General features: G+C 59.9%; 17 protein-coding genes. 6 read left to right on the top strand and 11 right to left on the bottom strand.

Annotated features, from left to right (window positions below; all coding sequences use genetic code 11):
- The first annotated feature begins 42 nt into the window (after window positions 1-42).
- A complete protein-coding gene (gene treS / locus BLW69_RS13915; RefSeq protein WP_092662741.1) occupies window positions 43-2,109 on the top strand; it encodes a maltose alpha-D-glucosyltransferase in 2,067 nt (688 codons plus the stop codon).
- A 210-nt stretch (window positions 2,110-2,319) separates the two neighbouring features.
- Here treS and ugpC read toward each other — a convergent pair whose 3' ends face one another.
- From ugpC to BLW69_RS13880, 7 genes are all read right to left on the bottom strand, one after another.
- The gene (gene ugpC, locus BLW69_RS13910) at window positions 2,320-3,441 is read right to left on the bottom strand and encodes an ABC transporter ATP-binding protein (RefSeq protein ID WP_092662739.1); all 1,122 of its coding nucleotides are present in this window, start codon (window positions 3,439-3,441) and stop codon (window positions 2,320-2,322) included.
- Window positions 3,442-3,526: 85 nt separating this feature from the next.
- A complete protein-coding gene (locus tag BLW69_RS13905; protein WP_092662737.1) occupies window positions 3,527-4,399 on the bottom strand; it encodes a carbohydrate ABC transporter permease in 873 nt (290 codons plus the stop codon).
- Entirely contained in the window at window positions 4,389-5,309 is a 921-nt protein-coding gene (locus BLW69_RS13900) for a carbohydrate ABC transporter permease (protein ID WP_092662735.1), read from the bottom strand. The genes BLW69_RS13905 and BLW69_RS13900 overlap by 11 nt, the downstream gene beginning before the upstream one ends.
- A gap of 75 nt (window positions 5,310-5,384) precedes the next feature.
- Entirely contained in the window at window positions 5,385-6,104 is a 720-nt protein-coding gene (locus tag BLW69_RS13895) for a tyrosine-protein phosphatase (protein WP_092662733.1), read from the bottom strand.
- Between the two features lie 90 nt (window positions 6,105-6,194).
- Window positions 6,195-7,493 (bottom strand): ABC transporter substrate-binding protein, encoded by a 1,299-nt coding sequence (locus BLW69_RS13890; RefSeq protein ID WP_092663426.1) that lies wholly within the window; start codon window positions 7,491-7,493, stop codon window positions 6,195-6,197.
- 29 nt (window positions 7,494-7,522) lie between these two features.
- A complete protein-coding gene (locus BLW69_RS13885; RefSeq protein ID WP_062460098.1) occupies window positions 7,523-8,374 on the bottom strand; it encodes a metallophosphoesterase in 852 nt (283 codons plus the stop codon).
- Between the two features lie 41 nt (window positions 8,375-8,415).
- Window positions 8,416-9,051 (bottom strand): TetR/AcrR family transcriptional regulator, encoded by a 636-nt coding sequence (locus tag BLW69_RS13880; RefSeq protein ID WP_174197842.1) that lies wholly within the window; start codon window positions 9,049-9,051, stop codon window positions 8,416-8,418.
- A gap of 1,409 nt (window positions 9,052-10,460) precedes the next feature.
- On the opposite strand from BLW69_RS13880, the gene BLW69_RS23200 reads away from it, so the two are divergent.
- Entirely contained in the window at window positions 10,461-10,913 is a 453-nt protein-coding gene (locus BLW69_RS23200) for a BA14K family protein (protein WP_092662729.1), read from the top strand.
- Between the two features lie 81 nt (window positions 10,914-10,994).
- The gene (locus BLW69_RS13865; protein ID WP_244508837.1) at window positions 10,995-12,209 is read left to right on the top strand and encodes a patatin-like phospholipase family protein; all 1,215 of its coding nucleotides are present in this window, start codon (window positions 10,995-10,997) and stop codon (window positions 12,207-12,209) included.
- On the opposite strand, the gene BLW69_RS13860 is transcribed toward BLW69_RS13865, so the two are convergent.
- Entirely contained in the window at window positions 12,169-12,591 is a 423-nt protein-coding gene (locus tag BLW69_RS13860) for an ABC transporter permease (protein WP_062463200.1), read from the bottom strand. The genes BLW69_RS13865 and BLW69_RS13860 overlap by 41 nt on opposite strands.
- A 282-nt stretch (window positions 12,592-12,873) precedes the next feature.
- Window positions 12,874-13,260, bottom strand: a complete 387-nt coding sequence (locus BLW69_RS13855) for a hypothetical protein (RefSeq protein WP_062463197.1) — start codon at window positions 13,258-13,260, stop codon at window positions 12,874-12,876.
- Between the two features lie 202 nt (window positions 13,261-13,462).
- On the opposite strand from BLW69_RS13855, the gene BLW69_RS13850 reads away from it, so the two are divergent.
- Together BLW69_RS13850 and BLW69_RS13845 are read left to right on the top strand one after the other, a co-directional pair.
- On the top strand, window positions 13,463-13,777 hold the full coding sequence (locus tag BLW69_RS13850) for a hypothetical protein (protein ID WP_244473955.1): 315 nt from the start codon (window positions 13,463-13,465) through the stop codon (window positions 13,775-13,777).
- A complete protein-coding gene (locus BLW69_RS13845; RefSeq protein ID WP_092662725.1) occupies window positions 13,774-14,397 on the top strand; it encodes an exopolysaccharide biosynthesis protein in 624 nt (207 codons plus the stop codon). The genes BLW69_RS13850 and BLW69_RS13845 overlap by 4 nt, the downstream gene beginning before the upstream one ends.
- Before the next feature lie 309 nt (window positions 14,398-14,706).
- Here BLW69_RS13845 and BLW69_RS22990 read toward each other — a convergent pair whose 3' ends face one another.
- A complete protein-coding gene (locus BLW69_RS22990) occupies window positions 14,707-15,024 on the bottom strand; it encodes an FCD domain-containing protein (RefSeq protein ID WP_244508836.1) in 318 nt (105 codons plus the stop codon).
- Window positions 15,025-15,042: 18 nt separating this feature from the next.
- The gene (locus BLW69_RS23150) at window positions 15,043-15,381 is read right to left on the bottom strand and encodes a GntR family transcriptional regulator (protein ID WP_280141290.1); all 339 of its coding nucleotides are present in this window, start codon (window positions 15,379-15,381) and stop codon (window positions 15,043-15,045) included.
- A gap of 154 nt (window positions 15,382-15,535) precedes the next feature.
- Here BLW69_RS23150 and BLW69_RS13835 point away from each other — a divergent pair, with 154 nt between their 5' ends.
- Window positions 15,536-16,189: an NAD(P)H-dependent oxidoreductase gene (locus BLW69_RS13835; RefSeq protein WP_244508835.1), complete on the top strand. Its 654-nt coding sequence runs from the start codon at window positions 15,536-15,538 to the stop codon at window positions 16,187-16,189.
- Window positions 16,190-16,225 lie beyond the last annotated feature (36 nt).

Genomic DNA, 16,225 nt, shown 5'->3' with positions numbered 1-16,225 from the left:
CTGCAATAATCCCTGTACTCCCGCTCCGGCTTCGAGGCATTAATGACGCTACCAAGCAATGAATCAATCGAAGAGCTCGTCGCTTTGTCGATGTTGCAACAAGCACGTACATTTGCCGAGGCATACGGAGGGCAGTCGCGCCTATGGCAGCGGCCCTATGCAGAGGCGCGGCCTCGGGTCGCTTCATCGATCGCATCGGTCTGGATGACGGCCTATCCTCCTTCGGTAATCCCGTTGCCCGGCGAATCCGTTCTCAAGACCCTTGGCGACGCACATCTGTGGTCAGCCCTTTCGGCGATCGGCGTACGCGGTATTCACACGGGGCCGATGAAACGTGCCGGCAGTATGAAAGACGGCGTCTACAGCCCGACGATCGACGGCAACTTCGACAGAATAAGCTTCGACATCGATCCGACTTTCGGTACGAACGAAGAATTCGTTGCCATCAGCCGCATGGCGGCGGCACACAACGCCATCGTCATTGACGATGTCATTCCTTCACACACGGGCAAGGGTGCGGATTTTCGGCTCGCCGAAATGAATCATTCGACATACCCTGGTCTCTACCACATGGTCGAAATTCCAGAGGAAGAATGGCAGCGTCTTCCGGACGTGCCTGAGGGCCGGGAGGCGGTCAACCTGCCTGCCGATACCGTTGACTACCTGAGGGATCGTGGCTTGATTGTCGGCCAGCTCCAGCGGGTCATTTTCTTCGAGCCCGGCGTCAAAGAGACGGACTGGAGTGCGACCGGCCCGATTACCGGCGTCGACGGCAAGGAGCGCCGCTGGGTTTACCTGCACTACTTCAAGGAGGGGCAGCCGAGCCTGAACTGGCTGGATCCATCATTTGCCGCGCAGCAGATGATCATCGGCGATGCGTTGCATTCGATCGACCAGATGGGCGCCCGTGGCCTGCGTTTGGATGCGAACGGATTTCTCGGCGTCGAGCGTCGAGTGGAGGGCCCGGCATGGTCGGAAAGCCATCCGCTTTCCGTGACGGGCAACGCACTGCTCGCTGGCATGATCCGCAAGGCCGGCGGGTTTTCGTTTCAGGAGCTTAACCTGACGATCGATGATATTGCCGCGATGTCGAAGGGTGGAGCGGATCTGTCCTACGATTTCATCACGCGCCCGGCCTATCATCACGCGCTGTTGACAGGCAATACCGAGTTCTTGCGCATGATGCTGCGGATGGTCCATGAATTTGGCATCGACCCTGCGTCGCTTATTCATGCGCTTCAGAATCACGATGAACTGACGACGGAACTCGTGCATTTCTGGACATTGCATGCAGACGATATTTACACCTTTGCCGGCCAGACCTGGCAGGGGCGTACTCTGCGCATGCATATTCGCGACGTAATACGCGAGCGCCTTTCGGGACCCAACGCCCCCTATAACCTTCCCTTTGTCACCAACGGCATCGCCTGCACGACAGCGAGCGTCATTGCCGCAGCCCTCGACATTGCCGACCTGGAGAGCATCGATGACGAGACGACGAAGCTGATCCAGAAAATTCACCTTCTGCTGGTGATGTACAACGCTTTTCAGCCGGGCGTATTCGCACTTTCCGGATGGGATCTGGTCGGCGCTTTGCCATTAACGCCGGCTCAGGTGCAGCACCTGATGGCCGACGGCGACACCCGCTGGATCGAACGCGGCGCCTATGATCTGACGGGTCAGAACTCTGGCGAGGAGTTTTCCGCCGACGGCATGCCGCGTGCCCGCGCCCTATACGGCCCGATCAGCGAGCAGCTCGCGCAGCCGGACTCGTTTGCCTCGCAGCTCAAACGCCTGCTGGCCGTTCGGGAAGCTTATGGGATCGCGGCCAGTCGACAAGTCTCGATACCTGATACCACCGCCCCAGGTTTGCTCATCATGGTCCACGAACTTCCGGATCTACGAGGCACGCAGGTGACCGCCCTAAATTTCAGCTCCTCGGCGATCTCCGAAGTCGTGATCTTGCAGAACGTCAGGCCAGGACCTGTCGTCGACATGATTGCGGAGTCAATCGAAGGCGACCTCACAGAAGATGGCGCATTGACTATCAATCTGGAGCCCTACGAGGGTCTATCCCTCAGAGTTGTTGGAACGCTCCCGACGCTCTGAATGTCACGCGCATATCTCTGCAAATAGCCGCGTTTTTGCGTTCGCTGGTGGGTCTACAACCCGCTTGCGAACGTGATGCTTGACGGGGTTTTAGACGGCTTGGCCGGCGGTGATCCAACGATACGGGATCTCTGACGCCTACACCTGCTGTCGAGTAACAACCAATCGCAGGACCACGCGGGCGACATTACGCTGCCTCCATGCGTCACATCACATGGACAGCTCGAAAGCGCTCGGGATGCTGCTCCTGGCGGCATGGACCGGCACGTCGATGCGTTGTCCTGTGGTCCGGTCGTAGAGGTGCAGTGCCTCTGGCGGCAGGGTTAGCCAGACAGGCCGGCCTTCCAGTTGCTGGTCGCCGGGTGGGAGGGTCGCCGCGATCTCCCGGTCGCCAAGGGTGCAATAGGCGACACGCGAGCCACCCAGTTCCTCGACAAAGTCGACCGTCGCCGGAAGGCCGGTTCCGGCAAATTCACTCAGAAGGAGGTTTTCGGGCCTGACGCCAACGGTGACCGGAGTGCCTTCGGCAATGCTTGTCCGGCCGATGCCGACCCCGCCAGCCGTAGCATCGATGACGAGAGCACCGCCTGCCCCGATGGTGGCCGGAAAAAGGTTCATGGCCGGCGCCCCCATGAACCCGGCGACAAAGACAGAGGCCGGCTTTCGGTAGACCTCGGCCGGCGAGCCGATCTGCTCGACGCGGCCGGCATTCATCACGATCAGCGTGTCGGCAAGCGTCATCGCTTCGACCTGATCGTGCGTCACGAACACCGACGTCGCCTTGAGGCGCCGGTGCAGTTTCTTGATCTCGATGCGCATCTGGACGCGTAGCAGTGCATCGAGATTGGACAGCGGTTCGTCGAACAGGAAGACGTCGGGCTCGCGCACCATAGCGCGGCCCATGGCCACGCGTTGCCGCTGCCCGCCGGAGAGCTGCGCCGGGCGCCGGTCGAGATACTCCGTCAGGTTCAGGATCTTCGCCACAGCCTCGACCTTGCTGTCGCGCTCGGCCCGCGGCAGCTTGGCGATCCGAAGCGGATAGGCGATGTTCTGGCGCACGGTCATGTGCGGATAGAGTGCATAGTTCTGGAACACCATGGCACAGCCACGATCGGCCGGCTCGATGTCGTTCATCACCGTTTCACCGATGGAAATCGTGCCTGACGTGACCTCCTCCAGTCCCGCGATCATGCGCAGGAGGGTCGACTTGCCGCAGCCCGATGGACCGACGATGACGACGAAATGGCCATCGGGGATGGTGATGTCGACGCCATGCAGGACCGGCTTGCCGTCGTAGGATTTTTTCAGGTTTGAGAGTGTCAGATCAGCCATCAGATGTCTCCCGGACGACGGTTGTGCAGGTGTGCAATCGTGGACGTGTCGCGGCCGATGCCTGCGAGAATGGGTCTGCCGCGCATCAGCGGATACCGGATTTCATGAAGGACTGGACGACCTGGCGCTGCAGGAGGACGTAGATGACGAGGACCGGCAGGCTTGCGAGCGTCGAGGCTGCCATCAGTGGTCCCCACTGGTTGCCCTCGGCCGTCATGAACATCTGGATGCCGATCTGGATGACGGAATTTTCGGCCGTGCGGCTGAGCAGCAGTGGCCAGAAATACTCGTTCCAGGTCGAGATGAAGATGAGGATGGCAAGCGAGGCAATCGTGCCGCGCAGATTGGGCACCATCACCTCCCGGAGAATCCGCCAGTTGCGTGCGCCGTCCATCCGCGCCGCCTCGATGACTTCCCGGGGGAAGCTGCGCATGGCCTGGGCAAGAAGCAGGATCGCAAGCGCCGAGACAAGGTTCGGCAGGATCAGCGCCACGATGCTATCGAGCAGACCCATCTGGGCAATCAGCAGATAGTTCGGGATCATCACCACCTGAAAGGGTACCAGCCAGGTCAGCGCCACGGCGCTATACACCAGCTTGTCGAGCGCGAATGTCCAGCGGGCGAAGGCGAAGGCGGCAAGAAGCCCGGTCAGAAGCTGGAAGGCCGTGGACACGACGGAAAAGACCAGCGTGTTGACCAGCATGCGGCCGATCGGGATGGCCTCCAGAGCCTGCCGGTAATTGTCGAGCGACACGCTCGTCGGCCATAGGCTCGTCTCGAACATGGCATTGGCGGGACGCAGCGAACTGGCCAGCATCCAGTAGACCGGGAAAAGGCACAGGATCGACAGAAGGACCATGAGGACGTGCCCGGCCGCGGTGTCGAGGCCGGATTTGTCCGAGATGCGGCGAAGCGGGCGCGCCATCGGGCGGGGCGCGTGCAGGACGTCAGTTGTCATGGAAAGTATACCTGTCGATCAGGCGGAAGAGCACAAAGGCCACTGCGCCGAAGCCGAGGAAAAGGATGACGGCCGCAGCCGAGCCCCAGCCCACCGACATGGTGGAGAAGCCGAAATCCCAAAGGAGATAGTAGATGTTGGAGGTGGAGCCGAGCGGGCCGCCGCCTGTCAGCACGTTGATATAGGTGAAACTCCACTGCGCGCCGAGCAGGATCGTCATGACGACCAGGAACAGGGCCGTGGAACTGAGGAGCGGGAGGCGGATGTCGCGGATGATCTCCCATTTGCTGGCGCCGTCCATACGGGCGGCCTCGACCAGGGAGGGGTTGATGTTGGCATTGGCGGCAGACAGGATCAGCGTCGAAAACCCGATCAGCTTCCAGCCGGTGATCAGGATGACCGTCCAGATCGCGGTGTTGGGATCGGAAAGGAACTTCACGGGCTTGAAGCCGATGCCCTGGAGCATCTGGTTGACCAGGCCGTAGCCGGGATCGAGCAGCCAGCGCCAGACGGCGGCGGCCACCACCGGCGCGATGATCATCGGCACGAAGATGATGGCGCGGTAGATGTTGCGCGAGCGCTCGGGAAGGTCATGCGTATAGATGGCGATCGCCAGCGGAATCAGCACGGCGAGCGGCAAAAGGCCGAAAATGTAGATCCCGGTATTGCGCAGCGACTGCCAGAATTTGGGCAGGGCAAAGATGCGCGTGTAGTTGTTCCAGCCGACATAGATCTGCGGCGAATTGGGCAGCATGTTCCACTGGTAGAAGCTCAGACGCAGCGCATCGACCAGCGGCCAGTAGATCCAAACCACAAGCAGGATGATGGCCGGAGACAGGTAGAGCCAGGGTGCCCAGCGCGACTGGGTCATCCGTCTGCGGCGGGTCGGTACTTGTGTGGCCAAGGCCATTCTACGCTCCAGTGGGTTTGAAAGGCGTTGGCCTTTTCCGTCGGTCCGGTCGTGGCAATTCGGGCGACGGGTGTCTTACGCGCACAGACGGTCCGTCAGCGCTTCGATCTCCGCGGGCGTGAGGCCGATCCGTTGAAGATAGGCCGCGATCCCGCCATGCGCCGCATCGAGAAAGGCGAGGAAGGCCTCCATCGTTACGGCGTCGCTGGCGAGCATCCGATCGACATGGCCGGCATCGATGCCTGCCGCAAGCGAACGGGCGCGAAGCTGCGCGATCAGGCCCTCGGCGGAGGCGGTGAGCGCATAGTCGGCCACGATGTCGGCATGCGAGACGCCGGCGGTGGCCAGAAGCATGGCAGCGACGACGCCGGTGCGGTCCTTGCCGGCCGTGCAGTGGAACAGCACCATCCCTGGTCGGGCTTGCCCGATGGCGCGAAAGACCGTGGCGAACTGCGCGCCACAATGATCCAGCGCGCTGCAATAGCGCTCCGCCATGTCGAAGGGCTGCCGCACCATTGCGATCGGCGCCAGCGCGTCGAAGAGCACGATATTGCGGTAGGACACCGTCTCGTGGCCGATGAAGGGGTGGCTGGTGACCGCAGTCTCGTGCGGCCCGCGCAGGTCGATCACGAGCGAGAGATCATCGGCGACAAGCGTCGCCAGGCTGTCGCTCGTCAGCGGGTGCAGCGCTTCACCGCGCAGGATCCGGCGCCATTGCGTGGTGCCGCCGGCCTGCCGATTGTACCCGCCGAGATCGCGGATGTTGTGGGTGTCGGGCAGCGTCCAGTGACGCATGGCGGCCTCCTGCTGTGCTTCGGTCTGTTTGTCTTGGTACAATTTGGGGGCGCGCGTCGTCGCGGATGCAACGCCCCCACTCGCGCGTGGTCAGGGCATCAGCGCCTGGGCATTGGCTTGCGCCTCGGTCAGGGTCTTCACCACGTCATTGGGACCGAGCACGGCCTCCGAGACGGCTTCCTTCATCATCGCTTCGGCCTGGCGATAGTTCGGGCCGGGGAAGGCGACATTGGGGGTTAGACGCGACAGCTGTTCGAGGTTCGGACGGATCAGCGGGTGCGTCGCTGTCCAGGGGCCGAGCAGCTTTGGATCGTCGACGATGTTGAGGCGAAGCGGCAGATAGCCGATCTTCGAGGTGATGATTGTGTAGCCGTAGTCAGAGGTGAGGAACTTCATCAACTCGTAGGCGGCGCGCTGCTTGACCGGATCCTGCGAGAAGGCATAGAGCGCCGAGCCCGAATTGGTGGGCGCGGTCGGCTTGGTCCCGAAGGCCGGCATGCCGGTCACGCGCAGTTCCCACTTGCCGTCGGCGGATTTGGACAGGGAGTTCTGCAGGGCGCTGGTGTAGAGATACATGCCCAGCCGGCCGGCGGCAAAAGCCTCCTGCGGATTGGCCGGGTCGAGGCGGGCATGGGCGCCGCTGTCGACCATGTCGCGCAGCATCTGCACCGCTTCAATGCCGTTCTTGTCGGCGAAGGTCAGCGTGTTGTCATCGCGGACCTTGCCGCCGTTCGACATCAGGATCGCCTGATAGACGAAGGTGCCGTCTGTCGGGCCATAGGCGCCGGGAAAGAAGCCGTCCGCGCCGGTCTTGGCGACGATGGCTTCGGCGGCCGTCTTCACCTCGGCCCAGGTCTTGGGTGGGGTCTCGGGATCGAGGCCGGCTTTGCGGAAGAGGTCGGCGTTGTAGTAGAGGATCGGCGTCGAGAACGTGTAGGCAAGCCCATAGGTCTTGCCGTTGATCTTGCCGAGGTTGACGCCACGCGGGATCAGTCCGTCGGTAAGGGCAGCGTAGCCCTTGGCTCCGGCCAGATCCTCGAGCGGCTGTGCACCAAGATCGGAGGCAAGATAGATGAGGTCGCGAAACACCAGCTGGGCCACATCGGGCTGCATGCCGGCGGCCATATCGGCCTGCAGGCGCGTGATGATGTCGTTGGACGGAACTCCGACAGTCTTCACCTTGATCAGCGGGTGTTCCTGCTCGAACTTGGCGATCATCTCGCGGGTGGCGTCGGCACCGGCGCTCGCCGTGGCGAGGTTGTAGTTGTAGAAGGTGATGGTCACCGGCTTGGTGATCTCGGCAGCCATTTCGGCATGCGCGGCGCCGGTTATTCCGGCGGCACCGAGGACTGCGGCGACCGCAAGGCCGAGGAAGGTGCGTTTTCTCATCGCGGGAAGCTCCTGTTGGGAGAAGTTGATCATTCGGTGGCGCCCGCCATGGCCGCATCCTGCTTGTGGCGCAGCAGCGAGAGGTCGTAGCGGTTGAGTTCGTTGCGGGTCTGCGGCAGGGGCACAAGCGCCATGGTCAGGCCCGAGGTGCGAATGGTGCCGATCCCGAAGGAGGCGCCTTCGACCATGCGCAGGATGTCTGTCGTCAGGATATCGGTCGCGGCATGCTGGCCCATGCCGACGATGACGGGGATGCCATGCCATGAGGAGAACCGGTCGTGATGGATATGACCGGAGAGAATCCCGAGGATGTTGCGGCCCTTGAGCACGCCGGCCAGCTGCTGGCTTTGGCTGAACTCGATCGTGCGCCAGTGGTCCCATGGAACAGCGTCGCCCAGCACCGGGGCGTGGTGGGCAACGATCAGCTTGGGCAGATCGCCGTGCCGGTCGAGCGCGTGAGCGAGCCAGGCGAATTGCGCGGGCGTCAGGCTGCCGCCGATCTCGCCAGGGGTCGTGGTGTCGAGCGTGACGATATGGATGCCGCCGATAACCTGGTCGTGGTCATAGGGGGCATCGAGATCGCTGGTTCGGTCAAGCATGCCTTTGTAGAACCCGGCGCGCGTGTCGTGATTGCCGATCGCGTAGACGACCGGCACGTCGGTGGCGGCCATCAGCGACCGCAGCTGGCGGTAGCTCTCGACATCGCCGCGATTGGTGAGATCGCCGCTGGCGATAATGAACTGCGGCTTCTGATCCATCGACCCGATCAGCGCGAGCACGCGCGAAAGCGTGGCCGAGGTGTCGCTGAACAGATGGCTATCGGCGACGGAAGGATTGCCGACATGTAGATCGGTGATGTGGATGAACGTCGTTTCGACCATGGGGAGCTCCTGCGTTGGAGCCTGTCTAGGCGCTTCCCGTCTCAGCGGGATGACGGCTTTGAAACGCTGTTTGAAATCGGCGTGGTAAACATCGGCTCCGTTGCTGCAACAACGAGGGCAATGATGCTGCTGGCATTGCCAAGATCGAGCTGGTGGTCCGTAAGTTCGTCGGTGCGGCCGCGGCTTCTCGTCATCTGCGTGCGCACCCCGAGAAGGCACGAGATGCGGAATCCGACATCGACCTCGCTCAGCCATGGCGCGATTTTTCTGAAGTGCGGGACGAACTGGCGATGATGCTCGATATCCTCGACCATCGGCCGGAATATTTCCGGGTCGTCGCTGGATTGTGCAAGCGTCGTCAGATGACGCAGCACCCCGTAACTGGAATGGGGATCGAGGCTCCAGCGGATGGATGGCCCGACAAGCGCTGCGATAAGATCGCCGGCGCAGGCAGGTGCCGGATCGGCCCGTTGAACCGCCGCCTGAAGCAATGCCAGGCGCTCCGCATTGAGGCGGAGATAGACGCGCTCGGCAGCCGAAAAAATCAGGTGCTGAAGGGTTCCAAAATGATAGTTGACCGCCGCCACATTGGTGCCCGCCCGACAGGTGATCGTCCGCACCGTCACGTCATCGGGGTGCCGAGCAGCCGACAGCAGTTGCTCGCACGCAGTGCGCAATTTCTCTCGCGTATGGCTTGCTATCATACGGTTGCGTAGCGCAATTTCTGTGACATCCGAGTGAAGGTCAAGGAGAAGGCTGGCGCGGAGACCACGCCTCTCGCGCAAATCGGATCGGGCAGGCCCGCGAGAACGCCCGTCTCCTGAAAGGGGCTACCGGCGACCGCGCCAGAGAAGCGATGAGGTTTGTCGCAACACGCCGAGCCGGTTGGGACTTTCAGTGAAAAGAGGCCACTCGAGACCAGATATACGTGCGTCGCCAAAGCGGCGGACCTTCCGCAGGTACGTAATGAAGGCGGTGAAGAACCGGAACACGCTAAGCGAAGTAGCTGTACCGGGAGGGGGCAGGAAAACAGGCCATCCCTTCGTACAACGACGTTAACGCCAGCCGCGTCGAAGCTGTCCCCTCATTGAGGTAGTGACCATTCACCTCCTCGTGCTCGGCGAAACGGACGTCATGATCCCATAAGAGGCCAAAATTACTCCTATCTACGCGCGCAATCCCTCGGACCAGACAGATGTGCGTATCGAGCTGCAGATCGAACTTTGTCAGGACTTTAGCAAGACCCGCGGCTGGCGTCTGCTCGAACCCTACTCACACAAGGCGATCAGCGGGACGGACTATAATGGTGGGTCAGCATGTGCTGTCGCGCCAACTTTCAGGCAACCTTGGCAATCAGCCCAGAACGCGAAAGCTGCTCAGCGATCATGCCGAGGAGCTTTTAGTAGAGTTTTCCCGAGTAGGAGGATTTACAAGTTTTATTGGTTTCAGGGCGTAATTGCGCCGCGACCTGTAAAATCGGCCACCTTGAACGGGTTCGAACCTCCGACTCTGTTATATTAGAACTAACGCGATGAAACTGCTCAACAGAGAACGTCGGTTTGTCGTATGGAGAACGACCGATATAGGGCCGTGCGGGGGCAGTCCGCTCCTAGCGACGGTACCACGGAAGCGGACATATCTGCTCAATGAGCCAGCGGTGCCAGACGCGGGGCTGAACAAATCTTCGCCGCTAGCTCAAGCCCATTTCCGATGTAGACATGCACGGCTTAGGCCGTGTTTGATAGATCATGGCGCTATGGTCCCAGGGAACACGGCTTTTGAGCAAGGCCCTGTTTTGGCCCAAAGCGTTTTCATTCAAAAAAGCATCCACTACAAAATCCATCAGAACGCGGACACGTCGCGGCAACTGTCCTCGGGTAAGATAGACGAGTTGCACCGCGGCGCCGAACTCGTCCTAGCCGGTCAAGACCTGTACCAGAGGGCTTATTCCCCGAGTTGTCTAATCTGTTGTTAAGATAATTACGACTTCAGTAAAGCAGAGTAAATAAGACGCCATCACACAGTAATCGCTCGATTTTTGCCATAGTGTGCCGACTTTGGTTCTCGCGTTAACGAGAGAACAAACATGAATAGAATATCGATTGCACTTCTGGCAGTGTCCGTCGTCATCGCCTCGCCGGCCTGGGCACAATTCTTCCCGCCTGTTAATGAGGCCCCCAAATCCATCATTGTCGCGCAGAATGGGCCCGGTTTTTTGAACGGCTATCGCGGCGAACCTGAGCCGAGAGGCGGGTTACGTCGTGGCCCCGATGGATGGTGGTACCCACTGTCGGCGTTTGCGGCCGGCTCGATAGTTGGCGGAGCGATCGCCGCGCAGGATGATGGTCCGCCACCTCCACCTCTGGGTTACGAGCCGCCACCACCAGGATACAGACCACCTGGCCACCGCATGCGTCAGGATTTGCCACCGGAACATTTCGCTTGGTGCGCGAAGCGTTACCGATCCTATGTCGCATCCGACAACAGCTATGTTCCGCGAGCAGGAATACGCGCGCATTGCATGTCACCCTACAGCTAACGCGTAGTGTGAGAGCCGTCCTGATCGCGAAGAGCTTTCGCGATCAGGATAACGTTGAAGCGCTAATCAAGGCCTGCAAAATTGGCGTCACCCTTCCGTGCGGCTTTGATTCCGCTGCCAACGTTCTGCTTAAGAGGCGTGCTTAGCAGCCTCATCATCGCTCTGGGTTTGTTCGGTTGTACATCGGCAAGAGAGCCTTACTCTCGAGACGATGCGCGTGGCGCCGAGATCCCCGGATTTGCGAATGTGCGCAAGCCTTTGGACGGCGAAGTCGGACTATTTGCCAAGAAAAGAGTACCGCGGACACCATCTCCATTGCGGCATAAATATCTGGCAATTTCTGGCGGCGGCGCTGGCGGTGCGTTCTCTGTGGGCGCTCTCAAAGCGTGGTCGCAACGCGGCGACCGTCCAACATTCGACGTTGTCAGTGGCGTCAGCACGGGAGCACTCATCGCCCCGTTTGCGTTTCTCGGCCCTGACTACGACGATACGCTGGAGCATCTATACACGAGTGGAGTCGCTGAAGATCTGCTCCAACGCAGACCAATTATTTCTGGGCTTCTCGGCGAGAGCCTATACTACCAGAAGCCTTTAATGAACATGGTCGAGCAACACGTAACGCAAGAAGTACTCGACCGAATTGCGGTGGAATACCGAAAAGGCAGAGATCTTTTTGTCCTGACAACCAATCTCGATACTCAGCGCGGCATGCTCTGGGACATGGGCGCGATTGCCGCCAGCTCGCGCCCGGATGCGCTTAATCTGTTCCGCAATGTATTGGTGGCATCTGCCAGTATTCCCGGCGCTTTTCCAGCGGTAAAGATCATTGCTACGATCGATGGTCGAACGATTTCCGAGCTTCATTCAGATGGAGCCCCGTCTTCCCAGATCGTGACTGTTCCCGAAGCGATGTTGTCGGATACGAATGTCTCGTTGCCCGCAGTCATTCGCGGGGCGGACATGTATTTCTTAATCAACAATACACTGATGCCTGAGTTTTCTGTCACGTCCAATTCGACCGTACCCGTAGTGACGCGGGCTTACGCAAGCTTGGTTAAATCTCAGACACGGCAGTCTCTCTACGCGGCCTACGAGTATTGCAGGCGTACCAGAGTAAACTTCCACATGGCAGTCATTGACGCCCCTGTCCCCTACAATTTCAGTCAACCCTTCGGCAATGTGTACATGAGGGCGGTGTTCAAGATCGGTTACGATCGCATGGAACAGGGCCGGATATGGCGACAAAAGCCTATTTTCACTCCCGGCGTACCCCAAGCCCTTTCCGGTGCAAGATAGCTGTCTCGTTTGGCGACACGAGCATGATCGCAGCTGACGAGATCGCCCGGTCGAAAATTGAACCTCTCCAGATGGCGGCGACGATACCGAGACCGAGCGCCAGCGGAATGGTGATCGCCATGGTGATGGCAGCGAGTGTGAGCGAGTTCGGCAGGCGTTCGGCGACGAGGTTGGCAACCGGCCGGTCAGAGACATGCGAGTAACCGAGGTCGCCGGTCAGCAGCCCAAAAATCCACTCGAAATAACGCAGGATTGCCGGACGATCGAGACCGAGCGTTTCGCGAAGCTGGGATGCGGCTTCCGTCGTCACGGCTTGGCCAAGCAGTTCTTGTGAGGTATCGCCGGGCAACAACTCCGTGATGAAGAAGACCGCCAGCGACACGAGGAACAGCGACAGTCACTTCCAACGCATCGTGAATCCCGTCAAAGCACCACCGAGCACTTCCGCAAGGCGACCGACATCGGCTGTCGAAATCATCCCTCTGCGATTTTCTTCGAAGGGCAGGATGCCTAACCATGCTTGCAGCAAAAAAAAGCTGCTTGCTGAAAGCGCTGTGGCGCATGGCTAATTCAACGGTTGCGGCGGTGACGCTTCCAGTCCGAACGATCCCCTCAAGGAACAGTAGCAGCTCTTCTCAACTGTCTTCCGGAAGTTTCCCTTGGCTCATCCATGAGTGCGATCAAATAAAGCCATGATGACCAGCCCCGCTGTTACGCCGGCTGCAAACAGGCTCAATCCTAGAATAACACTCCTGGCTGACAGGACAGGCCGCTTGGAGACATTTGCATCGGCTTGATTGACGCCTGAGGCCTCAAGCACGATGTCTTGCTGGATCCGTTTCGGGGATGATCGAGGATCTTGCGCAGTCGGTTGCGCGGCTCCCCATGCAGGGACGTTGGCAACCGTCACCTGCCGGATCGTCTCTTCATCGTGTTTGACGGTGAATCTCACGGCGGAATCCGACTTCAACTTCGTGAGGACTTTCCGAGCGGCTTCAACTTCATCCGCACCCTCCACGAGCGACGTCTGGGTGACGAGGTAATATGGCATGCAGCATTGCTTTCTGTTCACGCGATTGCAGTGTGATCGACCAGGCCGACTTGCGCCGTCAAGGCCCCACAGCCTTGAACACTCCCACTCCTCTTCCCAAATCATGTTCGACCCGCTGGTCCGGGCCCCTCTGGTGAAAGTCTTCGGCGCTTTCACGATGTCGGACCCCATACCGACAGATGCCGTAAGACACGGGACCAGGATGATGATCGCAGACATTGCCGCATGGATTTTTACGCTATTCGTTATCGATCCGCTGCATGCCGAGATGCGGCAACATCTCGATAACGCTAACGCGCCGGTAGAGCTTGTGCAGCAGTCGCGCCAATGCCTCGCTATTGAGGTTCCACGCCTCATCGACAAGGCCGGCAATGAGCCGGGCTGGGCGACGGCTACAGCGATCGGCATCTCGATTGGGTGGATGTCACCTGAACGGGTGTTTGATGGTGCCGATCCGAGCTGCGGCGCGTTGCGCGCACTGATCAGCACTAAAAATACGCGCGAGGCGGAAGGTTGACCCTGGCAGGGCCCGACCGCGAGCACGATACCGGCACAGCGTCCAAGACCTTGTCACATCTTGTAGCAAACGCACGCACCCGGGACGGCCTGACGATTGCCGACGCTCTCGAGCTCATAGGGAGGTCCGGCTTCGGTTTCGTGATGCTTCTTCTGGCACTGCCGGCGCTGATCCCGATCCCCGGTCCTTTCGGGATGATATTCGGCTCCGCGCTCGCAATTGTTTCGCTTCAATTCGCGATCGGACTGGAATCCCTATGGCTTCCGTCGCTGCTAGCCAATCGACGCATATCGGCAAAGGCATTCGAAGCGTTGGAGCGGTATGCATCGCCGTTGGTCCGACGGATCGAACAATTTGTCCGGCCGGGTCGGATGAAGGCATTTGCCGGACCACGCATGCCCTACCTGCTTGCGCTTCCGGTCTTCTGCCTTGCAGTCGCCGTCGCTCTGCCAATCCCGTTTGGAAACCTTGCCCCCGTTGCGGCACTCTGTGCGATCGCCATCGGTCTGATCGAGCGCGACGGGCTCGTGGTTCTTGTCGGGCTTAGTATGACGGCCATCGCGCTCGGCATCACGGGAGCGCTCCTTTACATGGCGGCTGGCGCCATCCCGTGGCTTTGACGTTCGCCCTCCCGGACATGAAGTGCGAACGTCATGGGGGCTGAAAGAATGGAGCAGACGTCAGCCACATTTCTCGCAGTCCACCCAGATATCCGTGACTGCAACTTCGAAGGCGTCCAGGATGCAAAGCCGTTCAAACTCGACTGTCCGGTGAGACAAGGATCGCAGACACTCGACAAGCTGATGTATTGCCTGAACGGATCTGAACCCAAAACACCATGTGAAACCGGCGCAAATCGTTGATACGCCGTTCAACCGGAATCTTTTGCTGTGGATGAATTCACATGGTGATTCCTCTCTCCCTTCCCATCATATGATCTTGCGCACTTCGACCTCGAAACTCAGGACGTGGTTCATCGACGGCTTTTCGGCATCCTCGCCATGGCCGGCGCAGACGGCTTGGAGCATTGCGATCTGCTCGCGCAGAACGTCCTCCAGGCGTGGCACGAGAACGGGGAAGCGTTTCATTGCGACGTAGAGTATTCGCAGGGACAGGTTGTGATAGTGCTCGAGTGTCGTGAGAAGATATGGATTTTTCGCCGCCCGATAGATGAAACGGTGCACCCGGCGGTCAAGAGCGAGGATGTCGCTCAGCTCCCATCGGACCTTCCGTGCGCTGCAACTCATCGACCAGCGCTAGGGCCTCTACGCGCTCATATTCGCGCAGACGTTCTGCTGCCAGCCGGGTGGCGTAGGATTCAATGCGTGCCCGTGCCTCATAGACTGCGGTGAGATCGGTAATATCGACCTTGCTGGCAAACGTGCCCCGGCGAGCGCCGACGACCACGAACCCGTCGTGCTGTAATCGTTGCAGGGCCTCCCGGACAGGGTCCTGCCGCTTTCAAGACTCTCCATCAGCTCGGCCTCACGCAGCAACGTGCCGGGAGTCAGTTGCGTGGTGATGATCTCTTCGCGCAGCCGAACATAGGTTCGATCGGCAAGTGTCAGCTCCGGCTCGGCATATCCTGGTTCTGTTACCAGCATTTCTTCATTCCCTTTCGACCAACCAAGCCGCTTTGGCTAAGATCGGCTCATAAATTAGGAGCCAAGGGATCAGGATGCGGGGACAAACGGCGCGGAAGTTTTCGAACTGGAACCCCGACCGCTGATGCGGCGGGCAACGACTTGGAGCTTTGACATGCGCGTACTCGTCCTCCACTCCCATCCCCTCGAAGAAAGCTTCGGCCGGGCGCTCTGCAAGCTCACCTGCGAGAGCTTGGAAAATGCCGGCCACGAGGTGGACGGCTGCAATCTCTACGAGGAGGGTTTCGATCCTGTCCTCTCCGCCCATGACCGCCGCGTCTATCACGACATTCCCGACAATCTCTCCCTCGTTCAGCCCTATGTCGAGCGCCTGAGGAAGGCGGGAGCACTTGTCATCGTCTCCCCCGTCCGGAATTTCGGTTTTCCCGCCATGCTGAAGGGCTATTTCGACCGCGTCTGGCTACCGGGCGTCTCCTTTGACCTCGTGGATGGCAAACTGACTCCGACGCTGCGCCACATCAGGAAGCTCGCAGCCGTCATGACCTACGGCGCCACCCCGATGCGCGCCTTCCTCGCCGGCAATCCGCCGAAAAAGATCGTCAAGCGCGTGATCCGCGGCCAGATCAAGATCGGAGCCCCAGTGAAGTATCTCGCCGATTACGACATGAACAACTGCACCGAACAAACCCGCTCCGCCTTCATGGCCAGGGTCCGTTGCGCGATAGAAAACTTCCGAGAGGAACGCAGCCTGTCAGACCACCGTGCCCGCCGTCACATCGACTTCTACGAGGAATTCCGGGGACGTTGAACGGAAGGCCCAAGGTCTTCTAAGCTAACTCCGCCG

The sequence above is a fragment of the Rhizobium sp. NFR12 genome (assembly GCF_900108545.1).
Classification (GTDB): domain Bacteria; phylum Pseudomonadota; class Alphaproteobacteria; order Rhizobiales; family Rhizobiaceae; genus Neorhizobium; species Neorhizobium soli.
This window is presented reverse-complemented; position numbering and strand designations above follow the sequence as displayed.

What these genes read in the sequence shown, in the direction of transcription:
- BLW69_RS13855 (WP_062463197.1), bottom strand. Translation starts at nt 13,260, where the DNA reads ATGCCATATTACCTCGTCACCCAGACGTCGCTCGTGGAGGGTGCGGAT.
- BLW69_RS13905 (WP_092662737.1), bottom strand. Translation starts at nt 4,399, where the DNA reads ATGACAACTGACGTCCTGCACGCGCCCCGCCCGATGGCGCGCCCGCTT.
- BLW69_RS13895 (WP_092662733.1), bottom strand. Translation starts at nt 6,104, where the DNA reads ATGCGTCACTGGACGCTGCCCGACACCCACAACATCCGCGATCTCGGC.
- BLW69_RS23150 (WP_280141290.1), bottom strand. Translation starts at nt 15,381, where the DNA reads ATGCTGGTAACAGAACCAGGATATGCCGAGCCGGAGCTGACACTTGCC.
- BLW69_RS22990 (WP_244508836.1), bottom strand. Translation starts at nt 15,024, where the DNA reads ATGAGTTGCAGCGCACGGAAGGTCCGATGGGAGCTGAGCGACATCCTC.
- BLW69_RS13850 (WP_244473955.1), top strand. Translation starts at nt 13,463, where the DNA reads ATGATGATCGCAGACATTGCCGCATGGATTTTTACGCTATTCGTTATC.
- BLW69_RS13890 (WP_092663426.1), bottom strand. Translation starts at nt 7,493, where the DNA reads ATGAGAAAACGCACCTTCCTCGGCCTTGCGGTCGCCGCAGTCCTCGGT.
- BLW69_RS13835 (WP_244508835.1), top strand. Translation starts at nt 15,536, where the DNA reads ATGCGCGTACTCGTCCTCCACTCCCATCCCCTCGAAGAAAGCTTCGGC.
- BLW69_RS13900 (WP_092662735.1), bottom strand. Translation starts at nt 5,309, where the DNA reads ATGGCCTTGGCCACACAAGTACCGACCCGCCGCAGACGGATGACCCAG.
- BLW69_RS13885 (WP_062460098.1), bottom strand. Translation starts at nt 8,374, where the DNA reads ATGGTCGAAACGACGTTCATCCACATCACCGATCTACATGTCGGCAAT.
- BLW69_RS23200 (WP_092662729.1), top strand. Translation starts at nt 10,461, where the DNA reads ATGAATAGAATATCGATTGCACTTCTGGCAGTGTCCGTCGTCATCGCC.
- treS (WP_092662741.1), top strand. Translation starts at nt 43, where the DNA reads ATGACGCTACCAAGCAATGAATCAATCGAAGAGCTCGTCGCTTTGTCG.
- ugpC (WP_092662739.1), bottom strand. Translation starts at nt 3,441, where the DNA reads ATGGCTGATCTGACACTCTCAAACCTGAAAAAATCCTACGACGGCAAG.